At 61.6% G+C, this 26,374-nt stretch carries 23 protein-coding genes; 11 read left to right on the top strand and 12 right to left on the bottom strand.

Features of this window, described 5'->3' with window-relative positions; all coding sequences use genetic code 11:
• Positions 1-156: 156 nt before the first annotated feature.
• The 5 genes from PQR62_RS02020 (at position 157) to PQR62_RS02000 (ending at position 6,548) form a co-directional block, all read left to right on the top strand.
• Complete coding sequence (locus PQR62_RS02020; protein WP_408154253.1) at positions 157-1,878, top strand: methyl-accepting chemotaxis protein; 1,722 nt, start codon at positions 157-159, stop codon at positions 1,876-1,878.
• Positions 1,879-2,111: 233 nt separating this feature from the next.
• Complete coding sequence (locus PQR62_RS02015; protein ID WP_408154251.1) at positions 2,112-2,513, top strand: hypothetical protein; 402 nt, start codon at positions 2,112-2,114, stop codon at positions 2,511-2,513.
• Between the two features lie 185 nt (positions 2,514-2,698).
• Positions 2,699-3,412, top strand: coding sequence for a gluconate 2-dehydrogenase subunit 3 family protein (locus PQR62_RS02010; protein WP_408154249.1), 714 nt, complete (start codon positions 2,699-2,701; stop codon positions 3,410-3,412).
• 95 nt (positions 3,413-3,507) lie between these two features.
• Positions 3,508-5,280 carry a GMC family oxidoreductase gene (locus PQR62_RS02005; RefSeq protein ID WP_408154247.1) on the top strand — a complete coding sequence of 591 codons (1,773 nt, stop codon included), beginning with the start codon at positions 3,508-3,510 and terminating at the stop codon, positions 5,278-5,280.
• An 11-nt stretch (positions 5,281-5,291) separates the two neighbouring features.
• Positions 5,292-6,548: a c-type cytochrome gene (locus PQR62_RS02000; RefSeq protein ID WP_408154245.1), complete on the top strand. Its 1,257-nt coding sequence runs from the start codon at positions 5,292-5,294 to the stop codon at positions 6,546-6,548.
• 106 nt (positions 6,549-6,654) lie between these two features.
• On the opposite strand, the gene PQR62_RS01995 is transcribed toward PQR62_RS02000, so the two are convergent.
• From PQR62_RS01995 to phnD, 6 genes are all read right to left on the bottom strand, one after another.
• On the bottom strand, positions 6,655-7,089 hold the full coding sequence (locus tag PQR62_RS01995) for a PaaI family thioesterase (protein ID WP_408154243.1): 435 nt from the start codon (positions 7,087-7,089) through the stop codon (positions 6,655-6,657).
• 151 nt (positions 7,090-7,240) lie between these two features.
• Positions 7,241-8,068: a phosphonoacetaldehyde hydrolase gene (phnX, locus tag PQR62_RS01990; RefSeq protein ID WP_408154241.1), complete on the bottom strand. Its 828-nt coding sequence runs from the start codon at positions 8,066-8,068 to the stop codon at positions 7,241-7,243.
• A gap of 39 nt (positions 8,069-8,107) precedes the next feature.
• Positions 8,108-9,199 carry an iron-containing alcohol dehydrogenase PsrA gene (gene psrA / locus PQR62_RS01985; RefSeq protein ID WP_408154239.1) on the bottom strand — a complete coding sequence of 364 codons (1,092 nt, stop codon included), beginning with the start codon at positions 9,197-9,199 and terminating at the stop codon, positions 8,108-8,110.
• An 88-nt stretch (positions 9,200-9,287) separates the two neighbouring features.
• A complete protein-coding gene (gene phnE, locus PQR62_RS01980; protein ID WP_408154237.1) occupies positions 9,288-10,145 on the bottom strand; it encodes a phosphonate ABC transporter, permease protein PhnE in 858 nt (285 codons plus the stop codon).
• Positions 10,142-10,990, bottom strand: a complete 849-nt coding sequence (phnC, locus tag PQR62_RS01975) for a phosphonate ABC transporter ATP-binding protein (protein WP_408154235.1) — start codon at positions 10,988-10,990, stop codon at positions 10,142-10,144. Before phnC ends, phnE begins: the two co-directional genes overlap by 4 nt.
• Complete coding sequence (gene phnD / locus PQR62_RS01970; protein ID WP_408154233.1) at positions 10,987-11,850, bottom strand: phosphonate ABC transporter substrate-binding protein; 864 nt, start codon at positions 11,848-11,850, stop codon at positions 10,987-10,989. Before phnD ends, phnC begins: the two co-directional genes overlap by 4 nt.
• Positions 11,851-11,998: 148 nt before the next feature.
• On the opposite strand from phnD, the gene PQR62_RS01965 reads away from it, so the two are divergent.
• On the top strand, positions 11,999-12,883 hold the full coding sequence (locus PQR62_RS01965; RefSeq protein ID WP_408154231.1) for a LysR substrate-binding domain-containing protein: 885 nt from the start codon (positions 11,999-12,001) through the stop codon (positions 12,881-12,883).
• A 140-nt stretch (positions 12,884-13,023) separates the two neighbouring features.
• Here PQR62_RS01965 and PQR62_RS01960 read toward each other — a convergent pair whose 3' ends face one another.
• On the bottom strand, positions 13,024-13,662 hold the full coding sequence (locus PQR62_RS01960; protein WP_408154229.1) for an NAD(P)H-dependent oxidoreductase: 639 nt from the start codon (positions 13,660-13,662) through the stop codon (positions 13,024-13,026).
• 133 nt (positions 13,663-13,795) lie between these two features.
• Between PQR62_RS01960 and PQR62_RS01955 the strand changes: the two genes are divergently transcribed.
• The 4 genes from PQR62_RS01955 to PQR62_RS01940 all read left to right on the top strand — a co-directional run bounded on the left by PQR62_RS01955 (position 13,796) and on the right by PQR62_RS01940 (position 18,835).
• A complete protein-coding gene (locus tag PQR62_RS01955) occupies positions 13,796-14,260 on the top strand; it encodes a MerR family transcriptional regulator (protein WP_408154227.1) in 465 nt (154 codons plus the stop codon).
• Between the two features lie 352 nt (positions 14,261-14,612).
• On the top strand, positions 14,613-16,871 hold the full coding sequence (gene katG, locus PQR62_RS01950) for a catalase/peroxidase HPI (protein WP_408154225.1): 2,259 nt from the start codon (positions 14,613-14,615) through the stop codon (positions 16,869-16,871).
• A 221-nt stretch (positions 16,872-17,092) separates the two neighbouring features.
• A complete protein-coding gene (locus tag PQR62_RS01945) occupies positions 17,093-17,887 on the top strand; it encodes a glutamate racemase (protein WP_408154223.1) in 795 nt (264 codons plus the stop codon).
• 210 nt (positions 17,888-18,097) lie between these two features.
• Positions 18,098-18,835, top strand: coding sequence for a cupin domain-containing protein (locus tag PQR62_RS01940; protein WP_408154221.1), 738 nt, complete (start codon positions 18,098-18,100; stop codon positions 18,833-18,835).
• Positions 18,836-18,917: 82 nt separating this feature from the next.
• On the opposite strand, the gene pdeM is transcribed toward PQR62_RS01940, so the two are convergent.
• The 5 genes from pdeM to PQR62_RS01915 all read right to left on the bottom strand — a co-directional run bounded on the left by pdeM (position 18,918) and on the right by PQR62_RS01915 (position 25,853).
• Complete coding sequence (gene pdeM, locus PQR62_RS01935) at positions 18,918-19,601, bottom strand: ligase-associated DNA damage response endonuclease PdeM (protein WP_408154219.1); 684 nt, start codon at positions 19,599-19,601, stop codon at positions 18,918-18,920.
• Entirely contained in the window at positions 19,598-22,192 is a 2,595-nt protein-coding gene (locus tag PQR62_RS01930; RefSeq protein ID WP_408154217.1) for a ligase-associated DNA damage response DEXH box helicase, read from the bottom strand. The genes pdeM and PQR62_RS01930 overlap by 4 nt, the downstream gene beginning before the upstream one ends.
• Positions 22,176-23,831, bottom strand: coding sequence for an ATP-dependent DNA ligase (locus tag PQR62_RS01925; RefSeq protein WP_408154215.1), 1,656 nt, complete (start codon positions 23,829-23,831; stop codon positions 22,176-22,178). Before PQR62_RS01925 ends, PQR62_RS01930 begins: the two co-directional genes overlap by 17 nt.
• A complete protein-coding gene (locus tag PQR62_RS01920; protein WP_408154213.1) occupies positions 23,824-24,882 on the bottom strand; it encodes a ligase-associated DNA damage response exonuclease in 1,059 nt (352 codons plus the stop codon). The genes PQR62_RS01925 and PQR62_RS01920 overlap by 8 nt, the downstream gene beginning before the upstream one ends.
• Before the next feature lie 233 nt (positions 24,883-25,115).
• Positions 25,116-25,853: a siderophore-interacting protein gene (locus PQR62_RS01915; RefSeq protein WP_408154211.1), complete on the bottom strand. Its 738-nt coding sequence runs from the start codon at positions 25,851-25,853 to the stop codon at positions 25,116-25,118.
• Positions 25,854-25,886: 33 nt separating this feature from the next.
• Between PQR62_RS01915 and PQR62_RS01910 the strand changes: the two genes are divergently transcribed.
• Complete coding sequence (locus tag PQR62_RS01910) at positions 25,887-26,360, top strand: MarR family winged helix-turn-helix transcriptional regulator (RefSeq protein ID WP_408154209.1); 474 nt, start codon at positions 25,887-25,889, stop codon at positions 26,358-26,360.
• The last annotated feature ends 14 nt before the right edge of the window (positions 26,361-26,374 follow it).

Genomic DNA, 26,374 nt, shown 5'->3' with positions numbered 1-26,374 from the left:
AAAAATTTGTTCAGGGCTTCATTACTGTTCAAGACAAGAATCAAAGCCTCCAAAAAAAGGCGGGGAGAGACAAGCACTCATTCCATGAGTCTTTGCGGAACTCCGTTTGCAGATTCTTGTTTGCGGGTTCCTGTGCTAACGGTAAAGGAACTAGTAATGTCGACCCATTTTAAAAATCTAGGGGTAGGGGCCCGCCTGGCTGCGGTGTTTGCTCTGGTCATTCTGTTGCTGGTCGTGGTGAGCGTCACTGCCGTCACCAAGATCAACAATATCAACACCTCCATCAATCAGATTCTTGGCGACCGCTATCTCAAGGTGCGCTGGGCGTTCGACGTGCGTGACGGCGTCAACGACGAAATCAAATATCTGCGCGGCATCGTGATCGACGCCGGCCGCCCTGAACTCAACAAGAATCGCTACGCTCAACTGGACGTTGCAACCAAGAAGACCAAGGATGCGATTGACAAGATCGCCGCCCGCCAGACGACCGACGGCGGCAAGAAGAAGATCAAGGTGCTCGACGATGCACGTCTGAATTTCGAAGCCGGCAAGGCCGAACTGCTGGCGCTGACCAGGGCAGGCAATGCCGAGGCTGCCGGCGAATACGTGCTGAGAAAGATCACCGCTTCGCAGAACAACTACCTGGAACTGGCGACCAGCTTCGCCAACTCGCAGGATCAGCAGATGCAGCAGGAGGGCGAAAAGGCTCGTGCCGAAGGCGCGCTGGCGATCGACATCACGCTGGTGTGCTCGGTGGTGGCGGTGCTGGCTTCCATCATCCTCGGTTACTTTCTGGTGCGCTCCATCGTGCGCCCGCTCAATGAAGCGGTGCGGGTGGCCGAGAACGTCGCCGGGGGCGATCTGACCACGCGCATCGAGGTCAAGTCCAATGATGAGACCGGCAAACTGATGCAGGCGCTCAGGAAGATGAACGACAATCTGCTCGGCATCGTGAGCAATGTACGCAGCGGCACCGATACCATCACCACTGCCTCCAACGAGATTGCCTCGGGCAATCTGGATCTGTCGTCGCGCACCGAACAGCAGGCTTCTTCGCTGGAAGAAACCGCATCGGCGATGGAACAGATGACATCGACCGTCAAGCAGAATGCCGAGAATGCCCGCCAGGCCAATCACCTGGCGACCTCGGCATCGGCAGTGGCGATTCAGGGCGGTGAAGTGGTGGGCCAGGTGGTCGGCACCATGGATGCCATCAACACGTCCTCCAGGAAGATCGTCGACATCATCAGTGTGATTGACGGCATCGCTTTCCAGACCAACATCCTGGCGCTCAACGCGGCGGTGGAAGCTGCGCGCGCCGGCGAGCAGGGGCGCGGTTTCGCGGTAGTGGCCTCGGAAGTGCGCAGTCTGGCGCAGCGTTCCGCCTCGGCGGCCAAGGAAATCAAGATCCTGATCGACGATTCGGTGGCGAAAGTGGACGACGGCAGCAAGCTGGTGGCCAAGGCCGGCGCGACCATGGATGAAGTGGTCGCCAGCGTGAAGAGCGTGACCGACATCGTCGGCGAAATCACTGCCGCCAGCTCGGAGCAGAGCACCGGCATCGAGGAAATCAACCGCGCCATCACACAGATGGATGAGGTCACGCAACAGAATGCCGCCCTGGTCGAAGAAGCCGCCGCGGCGGCGCAGTCGATGCAGGATCAGGCCATGCGGCTGTCGCAGGCAATCAGCATTTTCAAGCTGACGCAGGGGGCCGTGCCGGTCCCGGTCTCAGTGGGGGCCAAGGTGGCGCCTGCCTATCAGCGCAAGGTAATGCCCGAGACCAGGAACATCACGCCGCGGGCAGAGCGCCTGCGAGCAGAGGAGTCGAAATCGCTTGCGGTAAAAAGCGATGAGAGTTCATGGGAAACCTTCTGAGTTGCATCTGCTCGCGAACTGAGGGGCGCTGAACGCGTTTTGTACAAGCTGCAGGAGAATTCAGGAAAGAGGAGCGGCGCAGGCCTTGCTCCTCTTTTTATCCGGCAGCTTGTGCCTGGCTTGCGGTGATGCCCGGTGCCGGCGTTGTTTGTAAGAACTCGTCTTTTTATTCGCAGCCTGGCGTGAGCGAACAGCTCTGAAATGCAGGGAGGCTGTTGGATTATGCTCACATAATGTATGACAACTTTTCGAAAGAGTTGCGACATCCTACTTCTATCAATGCTAATATCCGACCCGTGTCAGTTCACTGGCGCCCTGGCGGTATTCATGTTCAGGCCTGCATGCAGCAGCGCAAGAAAAAAGCGAAGTGCATATGCTTCTTTCAGATGCGTGAAACTGCAGTGAAATACAATAAAAAATGCCAGTCATCCAGACTGGATGAGATTTTCGGAGACGCGTTTATTAACTCTGAAACTCAGGCAATGGCCCAAATCCATACCCAAGAAGTCAGCTTTCACCTGACTGCTGCATCCGCCTCCGATCTGATCGGCCCGGCGATGATCCGCCCGCAGCACGCACAAACCATTCATACCATCTGCAGTACCCAGAGGCGAACACGTCCGCCCTCCGGATAATGCGCGCCGTTCGGCTTTGACCGACGCCGGCTGATGGTTGCAATCGTGCTGATCGCGCTGTGCGTTCAGCGCAATTCATCTGCCCGCTCGGGTTACCCGGCTCATTCCATTTTGTTCGCTGATCGCGCAACGGCTGCTGCCGCTGCTGCGCAGGTCTTTCTTCATCTCAAACATCATTCGCCAAAATGTCGACACCGAAATTCAGTCCATCGCGCCGGGCCATGCTGGTTGCCACGGCCGCCGCAGTCCCCATTGCTTCCATCCCGATGATCAAGGCACGCGCCGAAGGCCTTGAGGGCATAGAGCTGCGCCAGTACCAGCCGGTCTTCTTTTCCGCCGCCGAATGGCTCTTCATCATGGCTGCCTGCGACCGTCTGATTCCGACCGAAGGCAAGGGCCCCGGCGCACTGGAAACCAATGTGCCTGTGTTCATCGATCAGCAATTGCACGTGGGTCTTGGCAGCGACATTTATCAGCAAGGTCCGCACAAGGTGGATGCGCCTGCGACCATGGGCTTCCAGATGCCGCATGCGCCGCAAGAGGTGTATCGCATCGGGATCAGGCTGGCGCAGCAGGAAAGCCAGAAGCTGCACGGCAAGCCGTTCGAACAATTGAGCGCGCCCGAGAAAGACGCCTTCCTGACCGCGCTGCAAAAGAATGGCGTGGACTTTGCAGCGATGGGTGTGAGCACGCTCAAGGCCTCGCAATTCTTCAGCCAGATGCTGGGCGACACCAAGAACGGTTATCTGGCCGACCCGATGTACGGCGGCAACAAGGACATGAAGGCCTGGGTCGCCATCGGCTTCCCGGGCGCCCGCGCGGCCTACACCGAATGGATCGATCAGCACAACGTCAAGTATCCGCTGGGTCCGGTCAGCCTGAGCGGCAAGCGCGCCTGATCCGCTTCCGATTTTCATGCAGGCGCCGGGTTTGATTTCTGTCCGGCCCGTGTCTGCCTTGCGCCTTGTGCGCTACTTCATTGAATAGCCTCTTTATGCCAAACATTACTAACGACGAAGTCGATGTCGTCATCGTCGGCCTCGGTTGGGCCGGCTCCATCATGGCCATCGAACTCGCGCGTGAAGGTCTGAAAGTCCGCGCGCTGGAACGCGGCCCGGATCGTCCGCCGGAAGATTTCGCTTATCCGAAACCGGCCGACCAATACGGCTACGCCACCCGCAACAAGGTGTTCGCCACGCCGCGCGATGCCGCGCTGACGGTGCGCTACAACCAGGAGCAGGCAGCCTTGCCGACCCGCAAATGGGGCGCGTTTGCACCGGGCACCGGCGTCGGCGGTTCCGGTCTGCACTGGACCGGCGTGCTGATTCGCCCGACGCCGACCGACATCAAGCTCAAGACTTATGCCGACCAGGCCTACAAGCGCGGCACGCTCGATCCGGAAATGCGCATCAAGGATTTCCCGTTCACCTGGGAAGAAATCGAACCGCATTACGACTTCTTCGACAAGGTCTGCGGCCTGTCCGGCAACACCGGCAACCTCGGCGGAAAAATCATGCCGGGCGGCGATCCGTTTGAAGGTCCGCGTTCCAGTCCGTATCCGCTGCCGGCCTTGCACGACACGCTCAACAGCTCGATGTTCGCCAAGGTGGCGACGCAGATGGGTTACCACCCTTTCCCCAATCCGTCGGCCAACGTGTCGCAGGCCTGGACCAATCCTTACGGCGCGCAGATCGCACCGTGCAACTATTGCGGCTACTGCAGCAAATATCCTTGCCTGAATTATTCCAAGGCCTCGCCGCAGACCACGATTCTCGACGTGCTCAAGCGCATGCCGAACTTCGACTATCGCGTCAACGCCAACGTGATCAAGGTCAACCTGCACGCCGACAAGAAGACGGCCACCGGCGTCACCTATTACGACGAGCAGAAGCGCGAAGTATTCCAGCCGGCCAGGATCGTGATTCTGAGCAGCTTCCAGTTCGCCAACGTGCGCCTGATGCTGTTGTCGGGCATCGGCAAGCCTTACGATCCGGTCACCGAAACCGGCACCATCGGCCGCAACTACGCCTTCCTGTCCAACGGCGGCGCCACGCTGTTCTTCAAGGACAAGAACTTCAATCCCTTCGTCACCGCCGGCGCCACCGGTGAAATGTTCAATGACATCTCGCCGGGCAATTTCGACGACGGCATCAAGCTCGGCTTCATCGGCGGCGCCAAGATTCACAGCTCGCAGTCGAGCGGCGCCCCGATCGGCACCGCGCTGCCGCCGGGCACGCCCAGCTGGGGCAAGGGCTGGAAGGACGGCATGGTGGACTGGTACGGCCGCTCGATGAAGGTCAGCATCACCACCACCTGCATGTCCTATCGCGGCCACTTTCTGGACCTCGATCCGAACTACAGGGATCCATGGGGCCAGCCGCTGCTGCGCATGACTTTCGACTGGCGTCAGAATGAGCTGAAGCTGCAACGCTATCTGCGCGACATCGTGATGAACATCTCCAAGGAGCTCAAACCGGACATGGTCTCCGAAGGTTTCCTCGGACTGGATTCGCATTGGGACATCACCAAGTACGTGTCCACCCACAACGTGGGCGGCGCCATCATGGGCACCTCGCCCAAGGATTCCGCGCTCAATCGCTATCTGCAATCCTGGGATGTGCATAACGTGTTCGTACCGGGCGGCAACGCCTTTCCGCAGAACTTCCAGGCCAACCCGACCGCCACCATCGGCGCCATCACGCTGTTCGCGGCAGAGGCGATCAAGAAGTATTACCTGAAAAATCCAGGCCCCCTGGTCAAGGCATGAGCATCCCAAACATGAACAGTCTGAAACAACTACTGGCCATCGTGGCCCTGAGTCTGAGCACTTTCTCTATCGCCAGCGCCGCGAACGATCCGGCCGTCGTCCAGCGCGGCGCCTATCTGGCGCGCGCCGGCGATTGCATGGCCTGCCACAGTGCAGCCGGCAAGGCCGAGTACAGCGGCGGTCTCGCCATCGACAGCGGTCACGGCATCATTTATTCCACCAACATCACGCCCGACAAGCAGCACGGCATCGGCAATTACACCGAGCAGCAGTTCGCCGACGCCATGCGCAAGGGGGTGCGCGCCGACGGCACGCATCTGTATCCGGCCATGCCGTATCCAAGCTACGCCAAGGTCTCGGATGAAGATGTGCACGCGCTGTATGCCTACTTCATGGATGGCGTGAAACCGGTGGCCACCGATCCGCCGGCCACCAGGATGAGTTTCCCGTTCAACATGCGCTGGGGTATGGCCTTGTGGAATGTGTTCTTCGCTTCCGACAAGCCATTCAGGGCGCAGGACGGCTGGAGCGGCGAGATCAGGCGCGGCGCCTATCTGGTCGAAGGTCTGGGCCACTGCGGCAGCTGCCACACACCGCGCGGTTTCGCCATGAACGAAAAAGCCGGCGACAGCAGCGATGCGCAATTTCTGGCCGGCGGCGAGCTGAACGGCTGGGCGGTGCCATCGCTGCGCGGCATGCCGCGCTGGAGCGCCGACGACATCGTGGCCTATCTGCAGACCGGTCGCAACAAGACATCGTCGGTGGCCGGCGAGATGAGCATGGTGGTGGAGCACAGCACCTCGCATCTGAAGGATGAAGATCTGAAAGCCATCGCGGCGTATCTGAAGACCTTGACGCAAGTGCCGCCGCGCAGCAGCGGCATCAAGCCGCAGGGCCGCGATGAGACCATCAGGAAACTCACCGCCGCCAAGGATCTGACGCTGGGTGAGCGCCTGTATCTGGATAATTGCGCAGCCTGCCACTTCGTCACCGGCAAGGGCGCCGGCGGCATCTTCCCCGAGTTGGACGGCGCCAGCGTGATCAACGCCGGCAATCCCGGCGCGCTGGTGCACGTGATCCTGCAAGGCGCACGCACGCCGTCGACCGAGAAAGCGCCGTCGATTCTGGTGATGCCCGGATTCGCGCATCGCCTGAGCGACAGCGAAGTGGCGGAACTGGCGACCTTCCTGCGTCAGGGCTGGAGCAATCAGGCCGAAGCGGTAACGGAGCGCGATGTTTCCAAACTGCGCGCCAAGGCAGAGAAGTAAGTTCGCTGCAGCTGCATGCCTGAGCGGCATGCACAGGAAAAAAGCCCGCATGTTTCATCCATGCGGGCTTTTTTCATCCTGGGACAGAGCGATGGCGATGCCGGCTTCAGGGCGCCACATGCATCATGGTGGCCTGCATCAGCGCAATCACTTTGCTGGCGCCATCCTTGAACGCCAGCACTTCACCGGTGCAGATGCTCAGCTGCTTGCCAGCATTCTGCACGCGGCCGATGGCGAGAAAGCGTTCGCCGATGGCCGGACGCAGCATATTGATCTTGAATTCCACCGTGACGACTTCATGCCCGGCCGGCGCTTTGGTCAGGGCCGCGTAACCGCAGGCGCTGTCGACGATGCTGGTGGTGGCGCCGGCATGCATGTAGCCGTGTTGCTGCGACAGCCGGATGGAAAACGGCAGGGCGATATGCACTTCGCCGTCGCCCACCGAGACCAGCTGTGCGCCGAGGGTGGTCATCAGACCTTGCGCATTGAAGCTGGCGGTGACCCGCTGCTCTATATTGTGTTGATCATTGTGATCGCTCATCTTGATTGCTCCTCCTGTTGATGTCTGGATGTGTCCGCGCTGTTTTGAACGAGCGGCATTTTTTCTGAATTTCTGAATATCCCGACTCTACTAAAAAAGCCCGCGATGTGCGGGCTTTCTCGTTACAGGCTGGCCGAGGAGCAGGTCGGCATCACGGACGTTCACCTAGTTGCAGGCGCGCTGCAATCTGTTCCGTCACGGCCGGCAGATCGGCCACCGAGTCGATCACGTAATGTGCGCCTGCGCTGCGCAGCCGCAGTTCGGCCGCGGCCTTCAACGCGGCTATCTGCTCCGGCTGCATCTGCGCCAGTTCGGCGCGGGTGCAGCCGACTTCATTGCCGGACAATGAAATGCCGACGCTCCACATGCCGGCATGTATGCCTTCTTCGATGCCGGGCACGGTGTCATCCACCTTGATGCAGGCCGCGACCTCGCGAATCCTCAGCGCCAGCACATTGGCTAGCGCCATGTAGGGGCCGGGGCGGCCGCCGGCATCCAGCTCGTCGCCGGCGACCACGTGATCGGGCGCGATGCCTTCCTGCGCCGCCAGCGGCAGCAGCACGTCCAGCACCTGGCGCGGATAGCCGGAGCAGGAACCGGTCTTCAGACCTTGTTCACGCAGCCATGCCAGCGTGTCGGCGGCGCCTTCTATGGCCTGCGAATAGTGGCCCACCTTGGCGATCTGCATCGGCATGAAGCGCGCATAGATGGCATCCACGTCCTGATCGTTCGGGGCGTGACCCATGCAAGCCTGCCATTGTGCGGCGATGGCCGGATCGGCCAGCAGGGTATGAATGTGCTGCCATTTCGACAGGCCCATGGGGCCGCGCGCCTGTTGCAGACTGATGTCGATGTCGAAGCTCTTGAAGGCGTCAACAAAGATTTGCGTCGGCGCCAGCGAGCCGAAATCAACCAGCGTACCGGCCCAGTCGAAGATCACGGCTTCCAGCGCAATCGCCGGTTTGGGAGTGTTGAACATGAGGATTCCTTTGTGCTTGAAAGATGCTGAACAGGTGAGTTAAGCGGCCGCAGCTGCGGCAATGAAATTGCGCCCGCGCGGGCCTTGCAGAGCGCGCTGCACCATGTCGTCCCAGTTGTCGCCTATGCCGTAATGCGCCGGGTCGGTGCTGACGCCCAGCGCCTGCAGAAAGCGCGACAGACGGGCCAGCGCCTGCGCTGTATCGACGGCGTCGAAGATGTGCAGCAGCAAGGCGTCGACCTGTGGATCGCGGCCGAAGGCCAGTCGCATCACCTCGGGCAGGGAGAACGAGCAGGCGATGCCATGCGCCACCCCGTGATGCAGGGTGATGTCGTAGGACAGCGAATGCGCCAGCGCGGTCTTGGTGTTGGAAAACGCAAGGCCGGCCTGCAGCGCCGCCAGCGCCATGTCTTCGCGCAGCTGCAGGTTGGCGGGCTGCAGCATCAGTGCCGGCAGCGTGGCGATGATCTGGCGCGCGGCGCCGGCGGCCAGGCTGGCCGAGACCGGATTGCGGTTGACGTTCCAGATCGATTCCAGCGCATGCGACAGCGCATCGAGGCCGCTGGCCAGCGTGGCGCCGGGCGGCAGGCTGAGCATCAGTTGCGGATCGATGATGGCGGCCTGCGGCCAGGTCCACGGAAGGTGCAGCGAATACTTGTTGCCGGCGGCCGCGTCCCAGATCGTGGCCCAGGGCGTGACTTCGCTGCCGGTGCCGGCGGTGGTCGGGATCGCGATCAGCGCCTTGCTGTCCTTGCCGTCGAGCGCGGCGCCGTCGCGCAGATGCGCCAGCAGTTCATCGAAGCAGCCGCCGGGCGTCGGCGTCAGCATGGCCTTGGCGCAGTCGAGCACGCTGCCGCCGCCGATGGCGACGATGCATTCGACCTCGGCATGCTTGGCCCAGATGCGGGCATACATGGCGGCCAGCCAGCTGACGTCGGGATTGGGTTGCACCGCGTTTTCGATGCCGGCCAGACGCGGGCCGAGCAAGGCGGCGATGTGCTGTTCCAGACCGAGGCCGGCGGCTTCGGGGAAGGTGATCAGCAGGGCGCGCCGTTCGCCCAGCAATTGCGGCAGGCGCGACAGGCTACCCGCGCCGGCATGCACCGACACTGGATTGTGATAATTCCACATGAGTTCTTGTTTCTGTGAAGAGAGGTTGAGGTCTTGCGAGATGTTGAATGCCGCATGTTGCAGGTCGCGCCGGCAACATGCGGTGAAATCAGTGCGCGCGGCCGTCCTGAATCATCTTGCGCAAGCGGCTGGAAATCGTATCGGCTAGCACCACCATCAGCGTCACCACGACGATGCAGGTGGCGGTGTCCTGATACTTGAACAGCTTGAGGCTGTTGACCAGTTCGAAACCGAGGCCGCCGGCGCCGACCATGCCGAGCACCGTGGCCTGGCGCAGGTTGACTTCGAAGCGATACAGCACGGTGGCGATCCACGCGGTGATCACTTGCGGCAGTACGCCGAAGGCCACCACCTGCAAGGGCCGGGCGCCGGTGGCGCGCAAGGCTTCCAGCGGGCCGTCGTCGATTTCCTCGATGCTGTCGGCGAAGAATTTTCCGACCATGCCGACTCCGTGCAAGGCCAGCGCCAGCACGCCGGGGAAGGGGCCGAGGCCGACCGCCGAGACAAATACCAGCGCCAGGATCAGTTCATTGATGCTGCGCGTGACGTTCAGAAACTGGCGCACTGCCTGATACACGACGCGATTGCGATTCAGGTTGCGCGCCGCCAGAAATGAAATCGGGATCGCGGCCAGCACGCCCAGCAGGGTGCCCCACAGCGCAATCTGTATGGTCTCGATGGCGGGTGCGATCAGATTGCCGAGGATGTTCCAGTTGGGCGGGAACGAGCGGCTCAGGAAGTCGCCGATCTGCGGCAGGCCGTTGGCCAGTTCGCTCCAGCTCAGTTGCGTGCCTTGCGCGCTCCAGGCCAGCACGACGGCGACCAGCACCACGGCGGCCACGCACAGCAGCCATGCGCGCAGGGTCAGCGGGCGCGGGCCGGTCCAGATGAAATCGCGATAGCTGCCCGCCTCGCTGTGTTGCAGGCCGGGAATCAGGCTGCTCATGACAGTGCTCCTTGTATCGACAGTTCGCTCGCGCGCGTCGTCTCCGGCGATGGCGCGTGATGGTTGGATGGGGCGTGCTCGTTACTCTGATTGTTCTGATCGGCGCCGCCGTAAATCAGGTTGAGATGCGATTCGCGCAGCTCATCGCCACGGCCGTCGAACACCAGCTTGCCGCCCGCCAGTCCGACGATACGGTCGCCGAATTCACGCGCGTAATCCACCTGATGCAGATTGCACACCACGGTGATACCCAGTTCGCGACAGGCATCGCGCAGATATTGCAGCACCAGCCGCGAAGTCTTCGGATCGAGACTGGCTACCGGTTCGTCGGCCAGAATCACTTGCGGCCGCTGTGCCAGTGCACGGGCAATGCCGACCCGCTGGCGCTGTCCGCCGGACAAGGCATCGGTGCGCTCGGCGGCCTTGTGTTCCAGGCCGACGCGGCGCAGACAATCCATGGCCAGCGCCACGTCCTGCCGCGAAAACAATTGCAGTAGCGAGCTCAGTGTGGAGACCTGGCCCAGGCGGCCGGTCAATACATTCTTCAGCACGCTCAGGCGCGGCACCACATTGTGATGCTGGAAAATCATCGCCACCTGCTGGCGCAACTGCCGCAGCTGGCGTCCGCTGCGGGACCGGGTGGCGGCGCCGGCATCAAAACCCGCTGCCACCAGCTCGCCGGAGGAGGGCGAGACCAGACCGTTGATACAGCGGAGCAGGGTCGATTTGCCGGCGCCGGAGGGCCCCAGCACCACCAGGAACTCGCCTGCGGCCACATCGAGGTCAACCCCGCGCAGCACGGCATTGCTGCCGTATTGCTTGGTCAGCGCGCGGATGCGGATCATTTCATGGCCTTGAGATCAAGATTCAGGATCTTGGCGGTGTCGCGCACCACGTTGTAAGCGGCATCGTCGGTCGGCACGAAACCGTTCAGCACGCCCTGATCGCCCCATGGCACGTCCTTGATGTTGGCGAAGGCGGTCGCGATCTTCTTCTTCAGCGCCGGATCCAGATCCTTGCGCCATACCATCGGCGACTCGGGAATATCGGCCGAAGTCCACACCACGTTGAAATCGGATTGCTTGACCACGCCCTTGGCGATGGCCGAGGCCAGAATGCGGTCGGCCACGGCGGCGGCATCGACCTTCTTGTTGGCCACTGCCAGGATGCTGGCGTCATGCGAACCGGAGAAGATCACGCGCGAGAAATACTTGTTCGGATCGATATTGTTTTTCTGCAGACCGGCGCTGGGGAACAGATGGCCGGAGGCGGACGATGGATCGACGAAGGCCATGGTGTGGCCCTTGAGCTGTTCGATGTTTTGAATGCCGCTGTCCTTGCGCACGATGATCAGGCTCTTGTACGAACTCTTGCCGGTCTTCTTGGTTTCCGCCACCGAGAAGGCTTCGACGTTGGCGACCGAACTGGCCAGCACATACGAGAACGGGCCGAGGTAGGCCACGTCCAGCTTCTTCGAGCGCAGGGCTTCGATGATGCCGTTGTAGTCGGTGGCGATGAAAGGCTTGACCGGCATGCCGACCTGTTCCTGCAGGCTGGCGATGACTTGCTTGCTGTTTTCCAGCATGGCCTGCGAATCTTCCGCCGGGATCAGACCGACCGTCAGCGGTGGCGCCGCCATCGCCGGATGGAAAACCGTGGCAGTCAAAAGGCCCAGGCACACGGCCAGCAGCGAGCGTCGTTTCATGATTCATCCTTGATCGTTTTAAGTGGAATAAGCGGATGCAGGGAACAGCGCCTGACTCCGGACAGACGCAAGATTAAGCATGCTTTGTGACGAGCTTATTATCGATATAATCAAAAAATCCTGATCAATCTATTGATTGAAGCTATAGATGACACCTTCACAACTTCGCGCCTTTCTTGCCGTCGCCCGCCATCGCGGCTTTTCCGCTGCTGCCCGCGCGCTGGGCGTGAGCCAGCCGACCCTGACCACGCAGGTGCAGGCGCTGGAACGCGATCACAATGTCGAGCTGTTCTATCGTCGCGGTCGCCGGCTCGACCTGAGCGAGACTGCACAGCGCCTTTTGCCGATCGCGCAAAACATTGCCGAGCTGGAACTGGATGCGCTCAATCTGCTGGTCAACTCAGGGGCGCTGCACGTGGGCCATCTGCGCATCGGCGCGGTGGGGCCCTTCCATGTCATCGAAATGGTGGATGCCTATCGCGCGAAATATCCCAAGGTCGAGTTGTCGATCAAGCTGGGCAATTCGGCGCAGTCGCTGGCCGACCTTGAAAATTACGTGACCGACGTCGCAGTGCTGGCCACCTTCAGCGACGATGTACGTTTTGTCAGCGTGCCGTATGCCGCGCACGCGGTCGTCTTGTTTGCGCATGTCGGTCATCCGTTTGCGCGACGCCAATCGATACGGCTGGAAGAGCTGGCCGGTCAGCCCATGCTGATGCGCGAACAGGGTTCGACCACGCGGCTGGCGCTGGAAAAAGCATTGCAGGCAGCCGGCGTGCGGCCGCAGATCGTGATGGAAATCGGCAGCCGTGAAGCGCTGCGCGAAGCGGTGGCGCGCGGGCTAGGATTAGGCACGGTATCGCAGGACGAATTCATTCCCGATCCGCGCATTCGCATGGTGCGGATCGAGGGCGATCCGGTGAGTACGCATACTTACGTGTATTGCCTGAGCGAGCGGCGCTCGGCGCGCCTGGTCGGTTCTTTCATGGAGATCACGGAGCAGGCTTCCGCCACAGCAGCGCTCAGGCCCTGATCGTTCTCAGCCCGCCGCATCTGAAAAATCCTCGACCTCCAATGCACAAGACCCGCGTGTTTTCGCATGCGGGTCTTGCGTTCTTCTGTCCCTGATGTGCTGCCGGTTTCAGGCCGGAGGGCGCAGCAGGGAGGAAGCGATTACTTCACTTCAGTGATGAAGTTTTCGCGTGAGCGACGCACCTTCTTCAGATCGACCAGCCAGTCGCCTTCGGCCGCGCGATAGCCGAGCGCCAGGACCACCACGCTGCGCAGATGTCTGGCCTGCAGGCCAAGAATTTCATCGACGGCGGCCGGGTCAAAACCTTCCATCGGCGTCGAATCCACTTTCTCGAATGCGGCCGCGATCATGGCCGAGCCGAGTGCAATGTAGGCCTGGCGCGCCGCAGACTGGTAGTTGCCTTCCTGGCCGCGCTGCGCCGCAATGCCGGTGAGCATCTGGCGATAATTTTCCCAGCCTTCGTTGACCGTGCCGCGCACCTCATTGGTCAGGTCGAACATCATGTTGATGCGCTCGGGCGTGATGTCGTCCCATGCTGCAAACACCAGCAGGTGCGAGCAATCGGTGTATTGCGTCTGGTCCCAGCCGACCGCCTTGATTTTTGCGCGCAGTTCGGGATTGGTGACCACCAGCACTTCAAACGGTTGCAGGCCGCTGGAGGTCGCGCTCAGGCGGGCGGCTTCGAGGATGCGTTCCAGTGTTTCCGCCGGAACGGTTTTGCTTGGATCGTATTTTTTGGTGGCGTAACGCCAGTTCAGTGCATGGATGACTGCTGTCATGTGAGGTACTCCGGACGATAGTGATAAGGGATGAAAAACAGAGCGCAAGCCGATGCCGGGCACGGGCGCACCTGCATCGTGTTGTGTCTGCGCTTATACTAAGCTTCAAGTCAACTTGAAGGTCAAGGCAAAAATGAAGATAGGCGAACTGGCAGAAAAAACCGGCGTGGCCCCATCGGCGATCCGCTTTTATGAAGAAGAGGGCTTGCTGCAGGCGCCGGTACGCGGCGCCAACGGCTATCGCCATTACGACGACAACGCGCTCAAGCGTCTGAAGATCGTGGTGGCCGTGCAAAAGCTGGGTTTTTCGCTGGAGACGATACGCGGTCTGTTCATGCACGACGGTCGTTGTTCCAAGTTCAGGACGATGGAGCAGATCGATGTCCGGCTGGATGAAGTGCGCCGGCTTGAACTGGAGCTGGCGGCGCAGCGCGGCGAACTGATCGCGATGCGCGACATGCTGGAAGAGAGTGTCAGGACCGGGCGTGATCCCAGTTGTCCGGGAACGCTGCAGGAGAATGCCGCCGTGCAAGACGCCGGGCGAAGCGCCAAGGCCGGCGTCACCAAGCGCGATGCGGATCGGCTGCACGCAGGCTGAAGCTGCAATTTTCATTGCTCACGAAACGGACTGCGATGCAGCGCCGGACCCAGGTTTTCGCCCGGGCCGCAAGATCGGATTGTTGTGCCGGGCCCGCCAGCAGAAAAAAACTACCGGCATGTGACATCCGGCGCTCACCTGCAGCTTATCCATACCCGGCTGCCGCGTGAGCCCGCGTCAGCCCCATCCGATGCTCGCTTTATCGTCGGCTATCGGCACTCTTAGTTTTTAGCTCTGGAATCCATCAGGAAATTCAATTTCCGGGATAAATACCTCGGTGCTACCATCGCAACTCGCTTAACCCCCAATCGAAACATGGTGATTCGATCAGGTCGTCTAAAGGAGATTGTGCATGACAAACGAAGCCAAGTGCCCGTTCAACCATACCGCCGGCGGCGGTACTACCAACCGTGACTGGTGGCCCAAGCAGTTGCGTCTGGATCTGCTGGCGCAGCATTCGTCAAAGTCCAATCCCATGGATCCCGACTTCGATTATGCGAAGGCGTTCAAGAGCCTCGATCTGGCCGCCGTGAAAAAAGATCTGGCGGCGCTGATGACCGATTCGCAGGACTGGTGGCCGGCCGATTTCGGCCACTACGGTCCGCTGTTCATCCGCATGGCATGGCATAGCGCCGGTACCTATCGCATCGGCGATGGCCGTGGCGGCGCCGGTCGCGGGCAACAACGTTTTGCACCACTCAACAGCTGGCCCGACAACGTCAGCCTGGACAAGGCGCGCCGTCTGCTGTGGCCGATCAAGCAGAAATACGGCAAGAAAATTTCCTGGGCCGATCTGCTGATCCTGACCGGCAACGTCGCGCTGGAAACCATGGGCTTCAAGACCTTCGGTTTCGCCGGCGGCCGTGAAGATGTATGGGAACCGGATCTGGATGTCTACTGGGGCACCGAAACCACCTGGCTCGGCGGCGATGCGCGCTACGGCAAGGGCAAGCCCGGCAGCCACACTGGCGAAATCGTGGCCGATCCCGATCAGCACGGCAGCGAGCAGGATCGCACCGCACCTGCCGGCCGCAATCTGGAAAATCCACTGGCTGCAGTGCAGATGGGTCTGATCTACGTCAATCCGGAAGGTCCGGAAGGCAATCCCGATCCGATCGCCGCCGCCAAGGATATCCGCGAGACTTTCGCCCGCATGGCGATGAACGATGAAGAGACCGTGGCGCTGATCGCCGGCGGCCACACCTTCGGCAAGACCCACGGCGCGGGCGATGCCAAACACGTCGGTCGCGAGCCGGAAGCCTCCGATCTGGAACATCAGGGGCTGGGCTGGCACAGCAGCTTCGGCACCGGCGTCGGCAAGGATGCCATTACCAGCGGTCTGGAAGTGACCTGGACGCAGACGCCGACGCAGTGGAGCAATTTCTTCTTCGAGAACCTGTTCAAGTTCGACTGGGAGCTCACCAAGAGCCCGGCCGGCGCGCATCAGTGGACGCCGAAGAACGGCGCCGGCGCCGGCATCATTCCCGACGCCCATGATGCATCCAAGAGCCACGCGCCGACCATGCTGACGACCGACTTGTCGCTGCGTTTCGACCCGGCTTACGAGAAAATCTCGCGTCGTTTCTTTGAGCATCCGGAGCAGTTCGCCGATGCCTTCGCGCGTGCATGGTTCAAGCTGACACACCGCGACATGGGGCCGCGTGCCCGTTATCTGGGCCCGGAAGTGCCGTCCGAAGAACTGATCTGGCAAGACCCTGTCCCGGCAGTCAGCGCACCGCTGATCGATGCGGCTGATGTGGCTGCACTGAAGAGCAAGGTATTGGCTTCAGGCTTGTCGGTGTCGGAACTGGTCTCGACGGCCTGGGCTTCGGCTTCGACCTTTCGTGGTTCGGACAAACGCGGCGGCGCCAACGGTGCCCGCATTCGTCTGGCGCCGCAAAAGGACTGGGCTGTCAATCAGCCGGCGCAACTGGCCAAGGTGCTGAAGGCGCTGGAAGCGATTCAGCGCGAATTCAATGCGCAGGGCAGCAAGAAGGTTTCGCTGGCCGACCTGATCGTGCTGGCCGGCGATGCAGCGGTGGAGCAAGCGGCGAAAAGCGCAGGTCAGAACGTGAGCGTGCCTTTCACGCCGGGCCGTACCGACGCTTCGCAAGAGCAGACCGATGTCGATTCCTTCGTACCGCTGGAACCGGTGGCCGATGGTTTCCGCAACTACCTGAAAGGGCAGTACAGCGTGCCGGCTGAAGCGCTGCTGATCGACAAGGCGCAACTGCTGACGCTGACCGCGCCGGAGATGGCTGTGCTGGTGGGTGGCTTGCGTGTGCTCGGCGCCAACGTCGGTCAGACACAGCAGGGCGTGTTCACCGCTCGCCCGGGCGTTCTGAGCAACGACTTCTTCCTCAACCTGCTCGACATGGGCACGGAGTGGAAATCGACGTCGCCGGCCAAGGATGCCTTTGAAGGCCGCGACCGCAAAACCGGCGCAGCCAAGTGGACCGGCAGCCGCATCGACTTGCTGTTCGGTTCGCAGGCGCAGTTGCGCGCAGTGGCGGAAGTCTACGGCAGCGCCGATGCACAGGAAAAGTTTGTGCATGACTTCGCGGCAGCCTGGACCAAGGTGATGAATCTGGATCGCTTCGATCTGGCCTGATCGCTCTGCAATGCGGCTGGAAACATCGGCCGCGTGAGCCCTATCCGCAGTAACTGAAGCGGCGAATCATCTGATTCGCCGCTTTTTCATTTGTCTGGCTTTGTCTCGCATTCAGCGTGTTTCCTTGCCTGTTGCGGTCTGTTTTTCCGGCAACTGTGTCTGGTGAAGCAAAGCCTTCGCCTTACCATTGCAGGCTCATCTCATCATGAACGGAGTACGGCGTGACGCAACTGAAGCAGCCCATCGGAATCTTTGACGCCGGCATCGGCAGCTATGCCATCGTCGAGCGCGTGCATCAACATTTCCCGCTGCAAGACATCCTCTATCTCGCAGATCGCGCCAGCTTTCCCTACGGCGCCAAGTCGCCGGCCGAGTTGCTGGCCTCGGTCAGCAAGGCTGCCGACTATCTGCAAAGTCAGGGATGCGGCGCGATCATTCTGGCCTCGAATGCGCCCAGCATCATGGTGCTGGACGGCTTGTGTGAAGTCTGTGGCATTCCGGTGATCGGCGTCTTTCCGCCGGTGGAAGAAGCCGTCAAGGCATCGGCTTCAAAGCGGGTCGCGGTGCTGGGCGTCAAATCGATGGTGACGAGCGAAGCGATGCAACACTATGTCGCCCGCTATCGGCCGGCCGGCGCTGAAGTCTTGCTGATCAATGCCTCGGCCATGGTCGATCTGGTCGAGAATTTCATGTTCTTGAACAATCCGGCGGAGACCCAGGCGCAGGTAAGAGCCTTCGTGACGGCGCTGCTGGATCGTCACCCCGAGCTGGACGTGATGACCTTGTCGTCCACCCATCTGCCGTGGCTGAAACCTTTCTTCGAGCAGGCGGCGCCGCACATCAGATTTCTCGATCCGGCCGATTCCGTGCTGGCGCAGATCAGCCCGTTCACGCTGGAGGGCAGAGGCGCGATCAGATGTGTAGCGACTGAAACAGCGGCGTTTCCCGTCAGCGAATTCAACACGGCGCTGGCGCAACTGGGGTTTGCCGGCGAGGCGGCGCGCATCACTTTCTGAGTGAGTGAAAAGCGGCGGGAGGGCGGCAGGCGCAGTTTTTCCGGCGGCGTATCCATTCTGGCACTATCCTTGCATATAGAGTGCGTGCGTATGGCCTCTGGCCTCCGGCCGCCTGCGGTCCGGGTGGCGTCAAACGACTTTCTTTTCATCAGCTTTTCTTCACCGACGATATAAAAAATGGCCGATCCCCAAGCAGTCTCCGCAGCCCCAGTGTCAGCAATTCGCCAGGCGCCGCCGTCTTTCATCAATCTACGCCAGTTTGCGCAGGATTCCAGTCTGGGTGCACCGATCGCGCTCAATGAGGCAGGTGGCGAGGACGCTTTCCTGTCCGCGCGCCGTGTTCTTGAAGTGCAGCCGGGGGCGGTCATGATCGGCGCCATCGATCTGAACGCGGGCAGCGGTATGGTCAAGGCTCAGCCGGCCGATGAATTCATCGTCGTCTGCGCCGGCGAGCTGACGGTGACGCACAAGGATCTCAAGCTGGTGCTGCAAGCCGGGCAGAGCGCGATTGTTCAGCATGGCGCCGGTTTCAGCTGGAGCGCAACGCAGCCGGTGACGTTGCTGTTCATGCGTTACAAGGCCAGCACCGCAGACACTTGTCTGGTGGTGCCGGTCAGCCAGACGCCTGATCTGCAGGTCTCGAATTCTCCCTCCGCGCAGCTGCTGCTCACGCCGACGCCGGTGTGCCGCGCGTACAGTGATCATCTTTCCGCCGATGAAGTATTTGCCTGCGGCACCTGGGACTCGACGCCGTATAGTCGCAGCGCCAATACCATTGCGCACTATGAACTGATGCATCTGCTCAAGGGCAGCGTCAGCTTCGTGGATGAGACCGGCCGCAGTGGCACCTTCTCGCAAGGCGATATTTTCCTCATTGAGCAGGGCGCCAAATGCTCCTGGGAAAGCCTGGAGCACGTGGAAAAAATCTACGCCATATGCCAGGCCTGATGCCGGTTTGCGTTGAACACGTGAAGCAATGCGCGCTGTCGCAGAGGCATGGCGGTCGCAGGTTCTTTTTTCGTGCTTTCTGTCATCCGCGCGGATAGCGAAAGACGCGGTCGTCGGTGCAGATGAAGATGTCTGCTTCGGCCTCCGGTTCGATCGCGTAGCCGCCGGTGAATGCGCCAAATGCCGGCAAGGTCGCCATGCGCTCGCCAAACAGGAAGCAGGGCAGCCTCAGCGCATCGCGTCCGCTGCGAAGCCGGATGACGGGATGAATATGCCCGGCCAGGACATAAGCGCCTTCAATTAACTGCGGATGGTGGCACAAGGCCAGGCCATCCATCATCAGCGGCTCATCCACCACGTCAATACGCAGATCCTCAGGCGGGTCGCCGGCATGGTGATCATGATTGCCGCGCACCAGCGTCAACTGCAATTCCGGATGCCGATCGCGCCAGCGCCGCAAGGCGCTCAGCGTGGCCGCCGCCCGCGCAGTTCTGGCGTGCAGAAAATCGCCCAGAAACACGATGTGCGTGATCGCACACTGCTCCAGCAGCGAATCCAGTTCTTCAAGATTGGCGCTGGTGGTGCCATGCGGCACCGGAATGCCGCCCGAGCGGAACGCTGCCGCCTTGCCGAAATGGATATCTGCCACGATCAGCAATTGCCGTTCGCGCCACAGCAAGGCGCGCTGCGGCAGCAGCGTCAGTGCCACGCCGCCGACGCTAACCGTCTGCAGTTGATCGGGTTCTGAATGGATGCGCCCCGTCATTTGTTTGCGGCCTTTTCAAGTTCTTGCAGCATGCGCGCCACGCGGTCGTTGAGCTTTTCGGTCGACAGTTTTTCGCGAAAGCGCTCCACCATCAGCGGGAAAGCAAACGGCGTTGCGCGTGTGATCTTGCACACCAGCAGCGAGCGTCCGCGCAATTCGGCCAGCGTGTCGCGCAGTCTTTGCAACTCCAGTTCCTGTTCCAGCACTTCGGTCTGCGCCTGCGTCAGCAAAAGGTTGCCGGCATCGTGCTTGCGAAAGACTTCGAAGAACAGGCTGGCCGAGGCCTGCAGTTGGCGCATGCTTTTCGGCTGGCCGGGGAAGCCCTGAAACACCAGCCCGGAAATGCGCGCGATTTCTCTGAAGCGGCGCTGCGTCAGCTCGGTCGCATTGAGGCTGGCAATCACGTCTTCCAGCAGATGCTCCGATGAAAACAGTTCGGTGCCGAACGGCGAGTCCGAGGCGGCGTTGGCGATCTCGACAGGCATGGCGCTGAGCAGCTCAAAGCCGTAATCATTGACGGCAATGGAAAAGGTGGCGGGCTGCTGCCGCGCCAGACGATAGGCCAGCAGCGAGGCCAGGCCGACATGCACCAGCCTTCCGGCAAACGGGTAGAAAAACAGATGATGGCCTTCGCGGCTGTGCAGCTGTTCAACTACCAGCTGATGCGCAGTCGGCAGCGCCGACCAGGTGTTTTGCAGGCTCAGCAGCGGCTTGACGGCCTGCATCTCGGCGCCGGCGTAGTCGTTGTGCGTCGCCTGCTCCAGGCACTCGAGCACGGCGTGCGCCAGGGTCGAGGACAGAGGCATGCGGCCGCCCTGCCAGCGCGGTACGGCGCCGGAACCGCTGCTGCTGCGTCGCACGTAGGCGGTCATTTCATGCACCCGCACGAACTCCAGCATGCGGCCGCCGAACAGAAAACGGTCGCCCGGACGCAGGCGGGCAATGAAGGATTCCTCGATGGTGCCGAGGCGCGCGCCGCGCAGATATTGCACCTGCATGCTGGCGTCCGAAACGATGGTGCCTATGCTCATGCGATGGCGGCGCGCGATGGCCGCATCGGGCACGCGGTAGACGCCCTCGTCGTCCGCGGCGACTCTCTGATATTCCGGATACGCGGTCAGGCTCTGGCCGCCGCGCGTGACGAAGTCCAGCGCCCATTGCCACTGATCGGGACGCAGATGCCGATATGAATAGGCGCAGCGCACCTCCTCGAACAAGGCCTGCGAGTCGAAGCCGCCGCCCAGCGCCACCGTCACCAGATGCTGTACCAGCACGTCAAGCGGCGTGTCGGGCACCGGTCTTTGTTCTATTTCGCCGACGGCGACGGCATGGCGCGCGCCGGCTGCTTCCAGCAGCTCCAGGGTATTGGTGGGCACCAGCGTCACGCGCGAAACCCGGCCCGGCGAATGTCCGCTGCGGCCCGCGCGTTGCAAGAGACGCGCTACGCCGCGCGCGCTGCCTATCTGCAGCACGCGTTCCACCGGCGTGAAGTCGACGCCCAGATCGAGACTGGAGGTGCACACCACCGCCTTGAGCTGGCCGGCCTTGATGGCGGTTTCCACCCATTCGCGTACCGTGCGGTCGAGCGAGCCGTGATGCAGCGCAATCAGGCCGGCCCAGTCGGGCCGCGCCGCCAGCAGATTCTGATACCAGAGCTCGGCCTGTGAGCGCGTATTGGTGAACACCAGCGTGCTGTGATGCGCATCGATTTCCTGTATCACCGGCGCCAGCATCTGCAGGCCCAGATGGCCGGCCCAGGCGAAGCGCGAGGGATTTTCGGGGATCAGGGTATCGACCAGAATGGTCTTGCGCATGGCCGCCTGCACGATGACGCCGCGCCCGGCGCCGAGCAGCGCATCCCTGGCTTGCGGCAGATTGCCCAGCGTGGCCGACAAGCCCCAGATCAGCAGATCAGGCCGCCAGCGGCGCAGCCTGGCCAGCGCCAGTTGCGTCTGCACGCCGCGCTTGCTGCCCATCAGCTCATGCCATTCATCGACCACGATGGAATCGAGCCGGGCGAAACGGCTGGCCGCATCCGGCTGGCTCAGCAACAGAGAAAGACTTTCGGGGGTGGTGATCAGGACATGGGGCAAGACGCGCATTTGCCGCGCCCGTTCACTGCCGCTGGTGTCTCCGGTGCGGCTGCCGATAGTCCAGTCGGGCAGCAAGTCCTTGAGCGGTGCTTCCAGCGCGCGCGTGGTATCGGATGCCAGTGCGCGCATCGGCGTGATCCAGAGTATGCGCAGGCCTTGCTCAGTCCTGGGTTTGCGGGGCTTGCCGGATTTGCCGGCTGCGACGGCGACGGCGAGGGCGGCGCTCGCTTCGGATGGCGGCGGTGGCGCAGCCATGGATTTCCTTAGTTGCGGCGCCGCGTGCTGCAGGGCGGCGAACCAGACCGCATAGGTTTTGCCGGCGCCGGTGCTGGCGTGGAGCAAGCCTGATTCGCCGCGCTTTGCGGCTTGCCAGACTTCGCGCTGAAACGCAAAAATCTTCCAGCCCCGCGCAACGAACCAATGTTCGACCGCGCTGCGCGCAGCGGCGTGAGGCGCCGCATCGACGGCGGCGACCTTGGCTTCAGGCTTGCGGCGCACGATGATGCTCCGCCGCGCTGAGCAGCGCTTTCAGGGTTGCCAGGGTGTCGGCTTCGGCGATGGGTTTGTCGTCGCGAATGCGCAGGATGCGCGGAAAGCGCACCGCAATTCCGGCCTTGTGGCGGGGTGAGGCGGCGATGCCTTCAAAGCCGATTTCGAACACCATGCTGGGCCTGACGCTGCGCACCGGTCCGAATTTTTCCACGGTGGTTTTGCGGATGATCTGATCGACGCGCGCGATCTCGGCATCGCTCAGACCTGAATAGGCTTTGGCGAAGGGCACCAGTTTTCTTTCCTGTGCATCGGCGGGGTCGTCTTCCCACACTGCGAAGGTGTAGTCGGTGTAGAGCGAAGCGCGCCGGCCGTGTCCGCTCTGGGCGTAGATCAGGACGGCATCGACCGAATAGGGGTCGACTTTCCATTTCCACCAGGTGCCGACATTCTTGGTGCGGCCTATGCCGTAGTGCGCGTCTCTGGCCTTGAGCATCATGCCTTCCACGCCGCGTGCGCGCGAGCTTTCGCGCAGTGTGGCGAGCTCGCTCCAGTCCGCCGCCTCAATCACGGGCGCCAGTGTCAGGCGGGGCGCAGCAGTGTGCAGAATCATTTGTTCCAGCAAGGCGCGCCGTTCATGTTGCGGCCGGCTGCGTAAATCCTGGCCTTGCCATTCAAGCAGATCATAAGCGATCAACGCCGCCGGAAAATCCGCCAGCATTTTGGCCGACAGCGTCTTGCGGCCTATGCGTTTTTGCAATTCGGCAAACGGAGCGATGACATCCTCACGCCGGATCACGATCTCGCCATCGACCACGGTGCCATCGGCCAGCGGCAGCTGTGCCAGCTCCGGAAAACGTTCCGAGATCAGTTCCTCGCCGCGCGACCATAACCAGCTTTGTCCGTCGCGGCGTACCAGTTGCGCCCGGATGCCGTCGTATTTCCACTCGGCCTGCCAGGCGCTGAGATCGCCCAAGGCGTTCGGATCGGCCATGAGTGGATGCGCCAGAAAGAAGGGGTAGGGCTGGCCGCCGCGCAGTTGATGGTCGGCATCGGAGGCAGGTGCGATCAGCGCGGCGAAGCCTGCCGCCGTCACCCGCGCATGGCCATCGGTCCAGCCGACCAGCCGCTGAGCGATGAGTTTGGCATCCAGCCCGGCCACGGCCGCCAGCGCGCGCGTGACCAGCAGCTTGGACACGCCCACGCGAAAGCTGCCGCCGATCAGCTTGGTCAGCAGAAAGCGGCCTTGCCAGTCGAGCTGATCCCAGTAGCTGAACAGCGCGGCGCGGATGTCCGGAGGATCGGCGCCGCGCAGAGGAGCAATCCGGTCTCGCATCCAGATGGCGAGACCGAGTTCGTCGCCGTGCGTGGCCGGCGGCAGGATATGCGCAATCGTCTCGGCCAGATCGCCCACCGATTGATAGCACTCCTCGAATAGCCACTCATCGATCTGCGCATATTGCATGGCGCAATGGCGCAGCAGTCTGGTCGGCACCGCCTGGCGCGGTTTGCCGCCCGCCAGAAAATACACGGCCCATGCTGCGTCGGCGTGCTGGACTCGGGCGAAATAGGACTGCAGCGCTTCCAGTTTGCGATTGGTCGCCGTAGTAGCGTCGAGTTCGGTATAGAGATGGGCGAAATCACGCATCCTGTTGCTGCGCCTCGCTTGGTATGGCGTTGCTTGGTGCAGGCGTTTCGGCAACTGCTTCAAGTTCCTCTTCGCCGCCGTATTCGGTATCGAAGGCGCCCGCGTCCAGACCGTTCTGCTGCAGCCAGCGCACCATGGTCGGAATTTGTCCGTGTGTGACGATAATCCGGCTGGCGCGGCTGGCCTCGATGGCGCTGAGCAGGCCCGGCCAGTCGGCGTGATCCGACAGCACAAATCCGCGATCCACGCCACGGCGGCGGCGCGAGCCGCGCAGACGCATCCAGCCGCTGGCAAAGGCATCGCTGTAATCGCCGAAGCGGCGCATCCAGGGCGACCCGGCGGCCGAGGGCGGCGCCAGCACCAGTGCGCGCCGCAAGGAGGACTTGTCGGTAATGTCGCCGACAGCCAGCGTGCGTGGCAAGGCGACGCCGGCAGCGCGGTAAAGTTGATTCAGCGGCTCTACCGCGCCGTGACAGACGATGGGGCCGATGTCGGCCTCCAGCCCATGCAGAATGCGCTGCGCCTTGCCGAACGCATAGCAGAACAAGACGCTGGTGCGGCCTTCGTCGGCATTGCGGCACCACCATGCATTGATGTCGTCGAAGATTTCAGCCTGCGGCTGCCAGCGATAGATCGGCATGCCGAAGGTGGATTCGGTGATGAAGGTGTCGCAGGGGACGCTTTCAAAGGCCTGGCAAGTGCCGTCGGCTTCGAGTTTGTAGTCGCCCGAAGCCACCCAGACTTCGCCGCGATATTCCATGCGCAACTGCGCCGAGCCGAGCACGTGTCCGGCCGGATGCAGAGAAAGTCTGACGCCGTTGCGAACAGTGGTTTCACCGTAAGCCAGGGTGTCGAGGCTGATGGGGCCGAGCCGGGCGCGCAGAATCCCGGCGCCGGCGGCAGTGGCCAGGTAATGAGCATGGCCGGTACGGGCATGATCGGAATGCGCATGCGTGATCACGGCCCTGTCCACCGGCCGCCACGGGTCGATGTAGAAATCGCCGGGGACGCAATATAAGCCATCCTTTTTCACTATGACCATCTCGCTCATGCGCGCTTGTTCCTCCGGTTCTGCGGCATCCTCCGGCATTTGCCGGCGCCCGTACATGGCGTTGCGCCAAATGCTTCAGCATAGGGGAAAAAAACGAAACTGCTTGTCAGAGATGCGCTGTTTACGGCGTCAGCGTCCATCGGCCGGGCAAGAAAAAACCCGCAGGCGCGGGTCTGGGGCGATGCTGCGGAGCATCCGAACGGCGTCCGCATGTCTTGTCTTTCTTGACGGTTTCAATCCAGCTTTTCATGGAAATCCGAGGCGCCGTGTTTCCAATAGGCCGAGATGCGCATCGCCTCTTTCGGATGCTGTTTCTCATTGAGCAGCACCTCACGCAGTTGCTTCATGACGACCGCTTCACCACCACCCCAGGCATAGCCTTCGCCGGCCGGCAATTCCAGGGCGCGTACGGCGGAGAGCAGTTCATTGCCGTTCGACACCCATTTGATATCGACTTGTGCAACTGAATCGAACTGTCGCAGATCGCCCATATGCGCGATTTCGACAACCGCGATGGCGCGCGTGCCGGCCGGCAATTCCTTGAGGCGACGGGTGATGGCGGGCAGGGCCGACAGGTCGCCGACCAGCAGATGCCAGTCGTAATCGGGCGGAATGATCATGGAGCCGCGCGGGCCTGCAATCACCGCTTCCATGCCGACTTTGGCGCGGCGCGCCCAATCGGTGGCGGCGCCCTCGGCATGCAGTGCGAATTCCAGCGTCAGCTCGCATTGTTGTGGGTCGTACTGGGTTGGCGTATAGTCGCGCCGGATCTGTTCGCCTGCGGCGTCAGGAAAGATAAACTTGACGTGGTCGTCGAACGACAGGGAAACGAAGTCCGACAAGGCCTCGCCCTTGAACGCGATGCTCAGCATATTGGTGCCGGTCTGGCGAATCGCCGACACCGTCACGTTGCGAATCTTGAGTTCATGGCGCACACGCTCGACCACTCTTGATGTTGATTTGATATCCATGTCTATAGAATTTAGTTGATAATATCTACTATTATGAAAAATCAAGTTGATAAAGTCAACCATTCACCTACTGCCGATGCGGTCTTTGATGCCTTGCATACCGTCATGCATCTCTATCGCTCGCGGCGGGCCCAGACTTTCCGCGAGGATGAGCGCGACATCACGCATATGGAAAGTCGCGTCATGGACTACTTCGATCGCCATCCCGGCGCCACGCAGAGCGATCTGGTGCTGCATTCGGGCAAGGACAAGGCGCAACTCACGCGCCTGATCCGCGGCTTGCGCGACAAGGGCTATCTGGAAGCGCACGAAGATGAACGGGACCGCCGCTCCTCGCGCCTTCACCTGAGCGCCGAAGGCAAGGCGATTCAGCGGGAACTCAAGAAATGCAGCAAGGAGGTATTGGCGCTCGCGGTCGAGGGGCTCACTCAGGAGCAGAACCGCGAGCTGGTGACATTACTGAAGATGCTGCAAGCCAATCTGGAAGGCAGCGGCAAATCGCGTTGAGCCATGCCGCGGCT

The sequence above is a fragment of the Herbaspirillum lusitanum genome (genome assembly GCF_046025995.1).
In the GTDB taxonomy this organism is placed as follows: domain Bacteria; phylum Pseudomonadota; class Gammaproteobacteria; order Burkholderiales; family Burkholderiaceae_D; genus Herbaspirillum; species Herbaspirillum lusitanum_A.
Note: the sequence above shows the minus strand (reverse complement) of the source record. Positions and strands in the feature narration are given on the sequence as shown.

Coding starts and splice junctions, on each gene's coding strand:
- PQR62_RS02020 (WP_408154253.1), top strand. CDS start 157: ATGTCGACCCATTTTAAAAATCTAGGGGTAGGGGCCCGCCTGGCTGCG.
- pdeM (WP_408154219.1), bottom strand. CDS start 19,601: ATGACGGGGCGCATCCATTCAGAACCCGATCAACTGCAGACGGTTAGC.
- PQR62_RS02010 (WP_408154249.1), top strand. CDS start 2,699: ATGTCGACACCGAAATTCAGTCCATCGCGCCGGGCCATGCTGGTTGCC.
- phnD (WP_408154233.1), bottom strand. CDS start 11,850: ATGAAACGACGCTCGCTGCTGGCCGTGTGCCTGGGCCTTTTGACTGCC.
- PQR62_RS01960 (WP_408154229.1), bottom strand. CDS start 13,662: ATGACAGCAGTCATCCATGCACTGAACTGGCGTTACGCCACCAAAAAA.
- PQR62_RS01915 (WP_408154211.1), bottom strand. CDS start 25,853: ATGGATATCAAATCAACATCAAGAGTGGTCGAGCGTGTGCGCCATGAA.
- PQR62_RS01995 (WP_408154243.1), bottom strand. CDS start 7,089: ATGAGCGATCACAATGATCAACACAATATAGAGCAGCGGGTCACCGCC.
- psrA (WP_408154239.1), bottom strand. CDS start 9,199: ATGTGGAATTATCACAATCCAGTGTCGGTGCATGCCGGCGCGGGTAGC.
- PQR62_RS01965 (WP_408154231.1), top strand. CDS start 11,999: ATGACACCTTCACAACTTCGCGCCTTTCTTGCCGTCGCCCGCCATCGC.
- katG (WP_408154225.1), top strand. CDS start 14,613: ATGACAAACGAAGCCAAGTGCCCGTTCAACCATACCGCCGGCGGCGGT.
- phnE (WP_408154237.1), bottom strand. CDS start 10,145: ATGAGCAGCCTGATTCCCGGCCTGCAACACAGCGAGGCGGGCAGCTAT.
- PQR62_RS01925 (WP_408154215.1), bottom strand. CDS start 23,831: ATGCGTGATTTCGCCCATCTCTATACCGAACTCGACGCTACTACGGCG.
- phnC (WP_408154235.1), bottom strand. CDS start 10,990: ATGATCCGCATCCGCGCGCTGACCAAGCAATACGGCAGCAATGCCGTG.
- PQR62_RS01910 (WP_408154209.1), top strand. CDS start 25,887: ATGAAAAATCAAGTTGATAAAGTCAACCATTCACCTACTGCCGATGCG.
- PQR62_RS01955 (WP_408154227.1), top strand. CDS start 13,796: ATGAAGATAGGCGAACTGGCAGAAAAAACCGGCGTGGCCCCATCGGCG.
- phnX (WP_408154241.1), bottom strand. CDS start 8,068: ATGTTCAACACTCCCAAACCGGCGATTGCGCTGGAAGCCGTGATCTTC.
- PQR62_RS02015 (WP_408154251.1), top strand. CDS start 2,112: ATGTATGACAACTTTTCGAAAGAGTTGCGACATCCTACTTCTATCAAT.
- PQR62_RS02005 (WP_408154247.1), top strand. CDS start 3,508: ATGCCAAACATTACTAACGACGAAGTCGATGTCGTCATCGTCGGCCTC.
- PQR62_RS02000 (WP_408154245.1), top strand. CDS start 5,292: ATGAACAGTCTGAAACAACTACTGGCCATCGTGGCCCTGAGTCTGAGC.
- PQR62_RS01920 (WP_408154213.1), bottom strand. CDS start 24,882: ATGAGCGAGATGGTCATAGTGAAAAAGGATGGCTTATATTGCGTCCCC.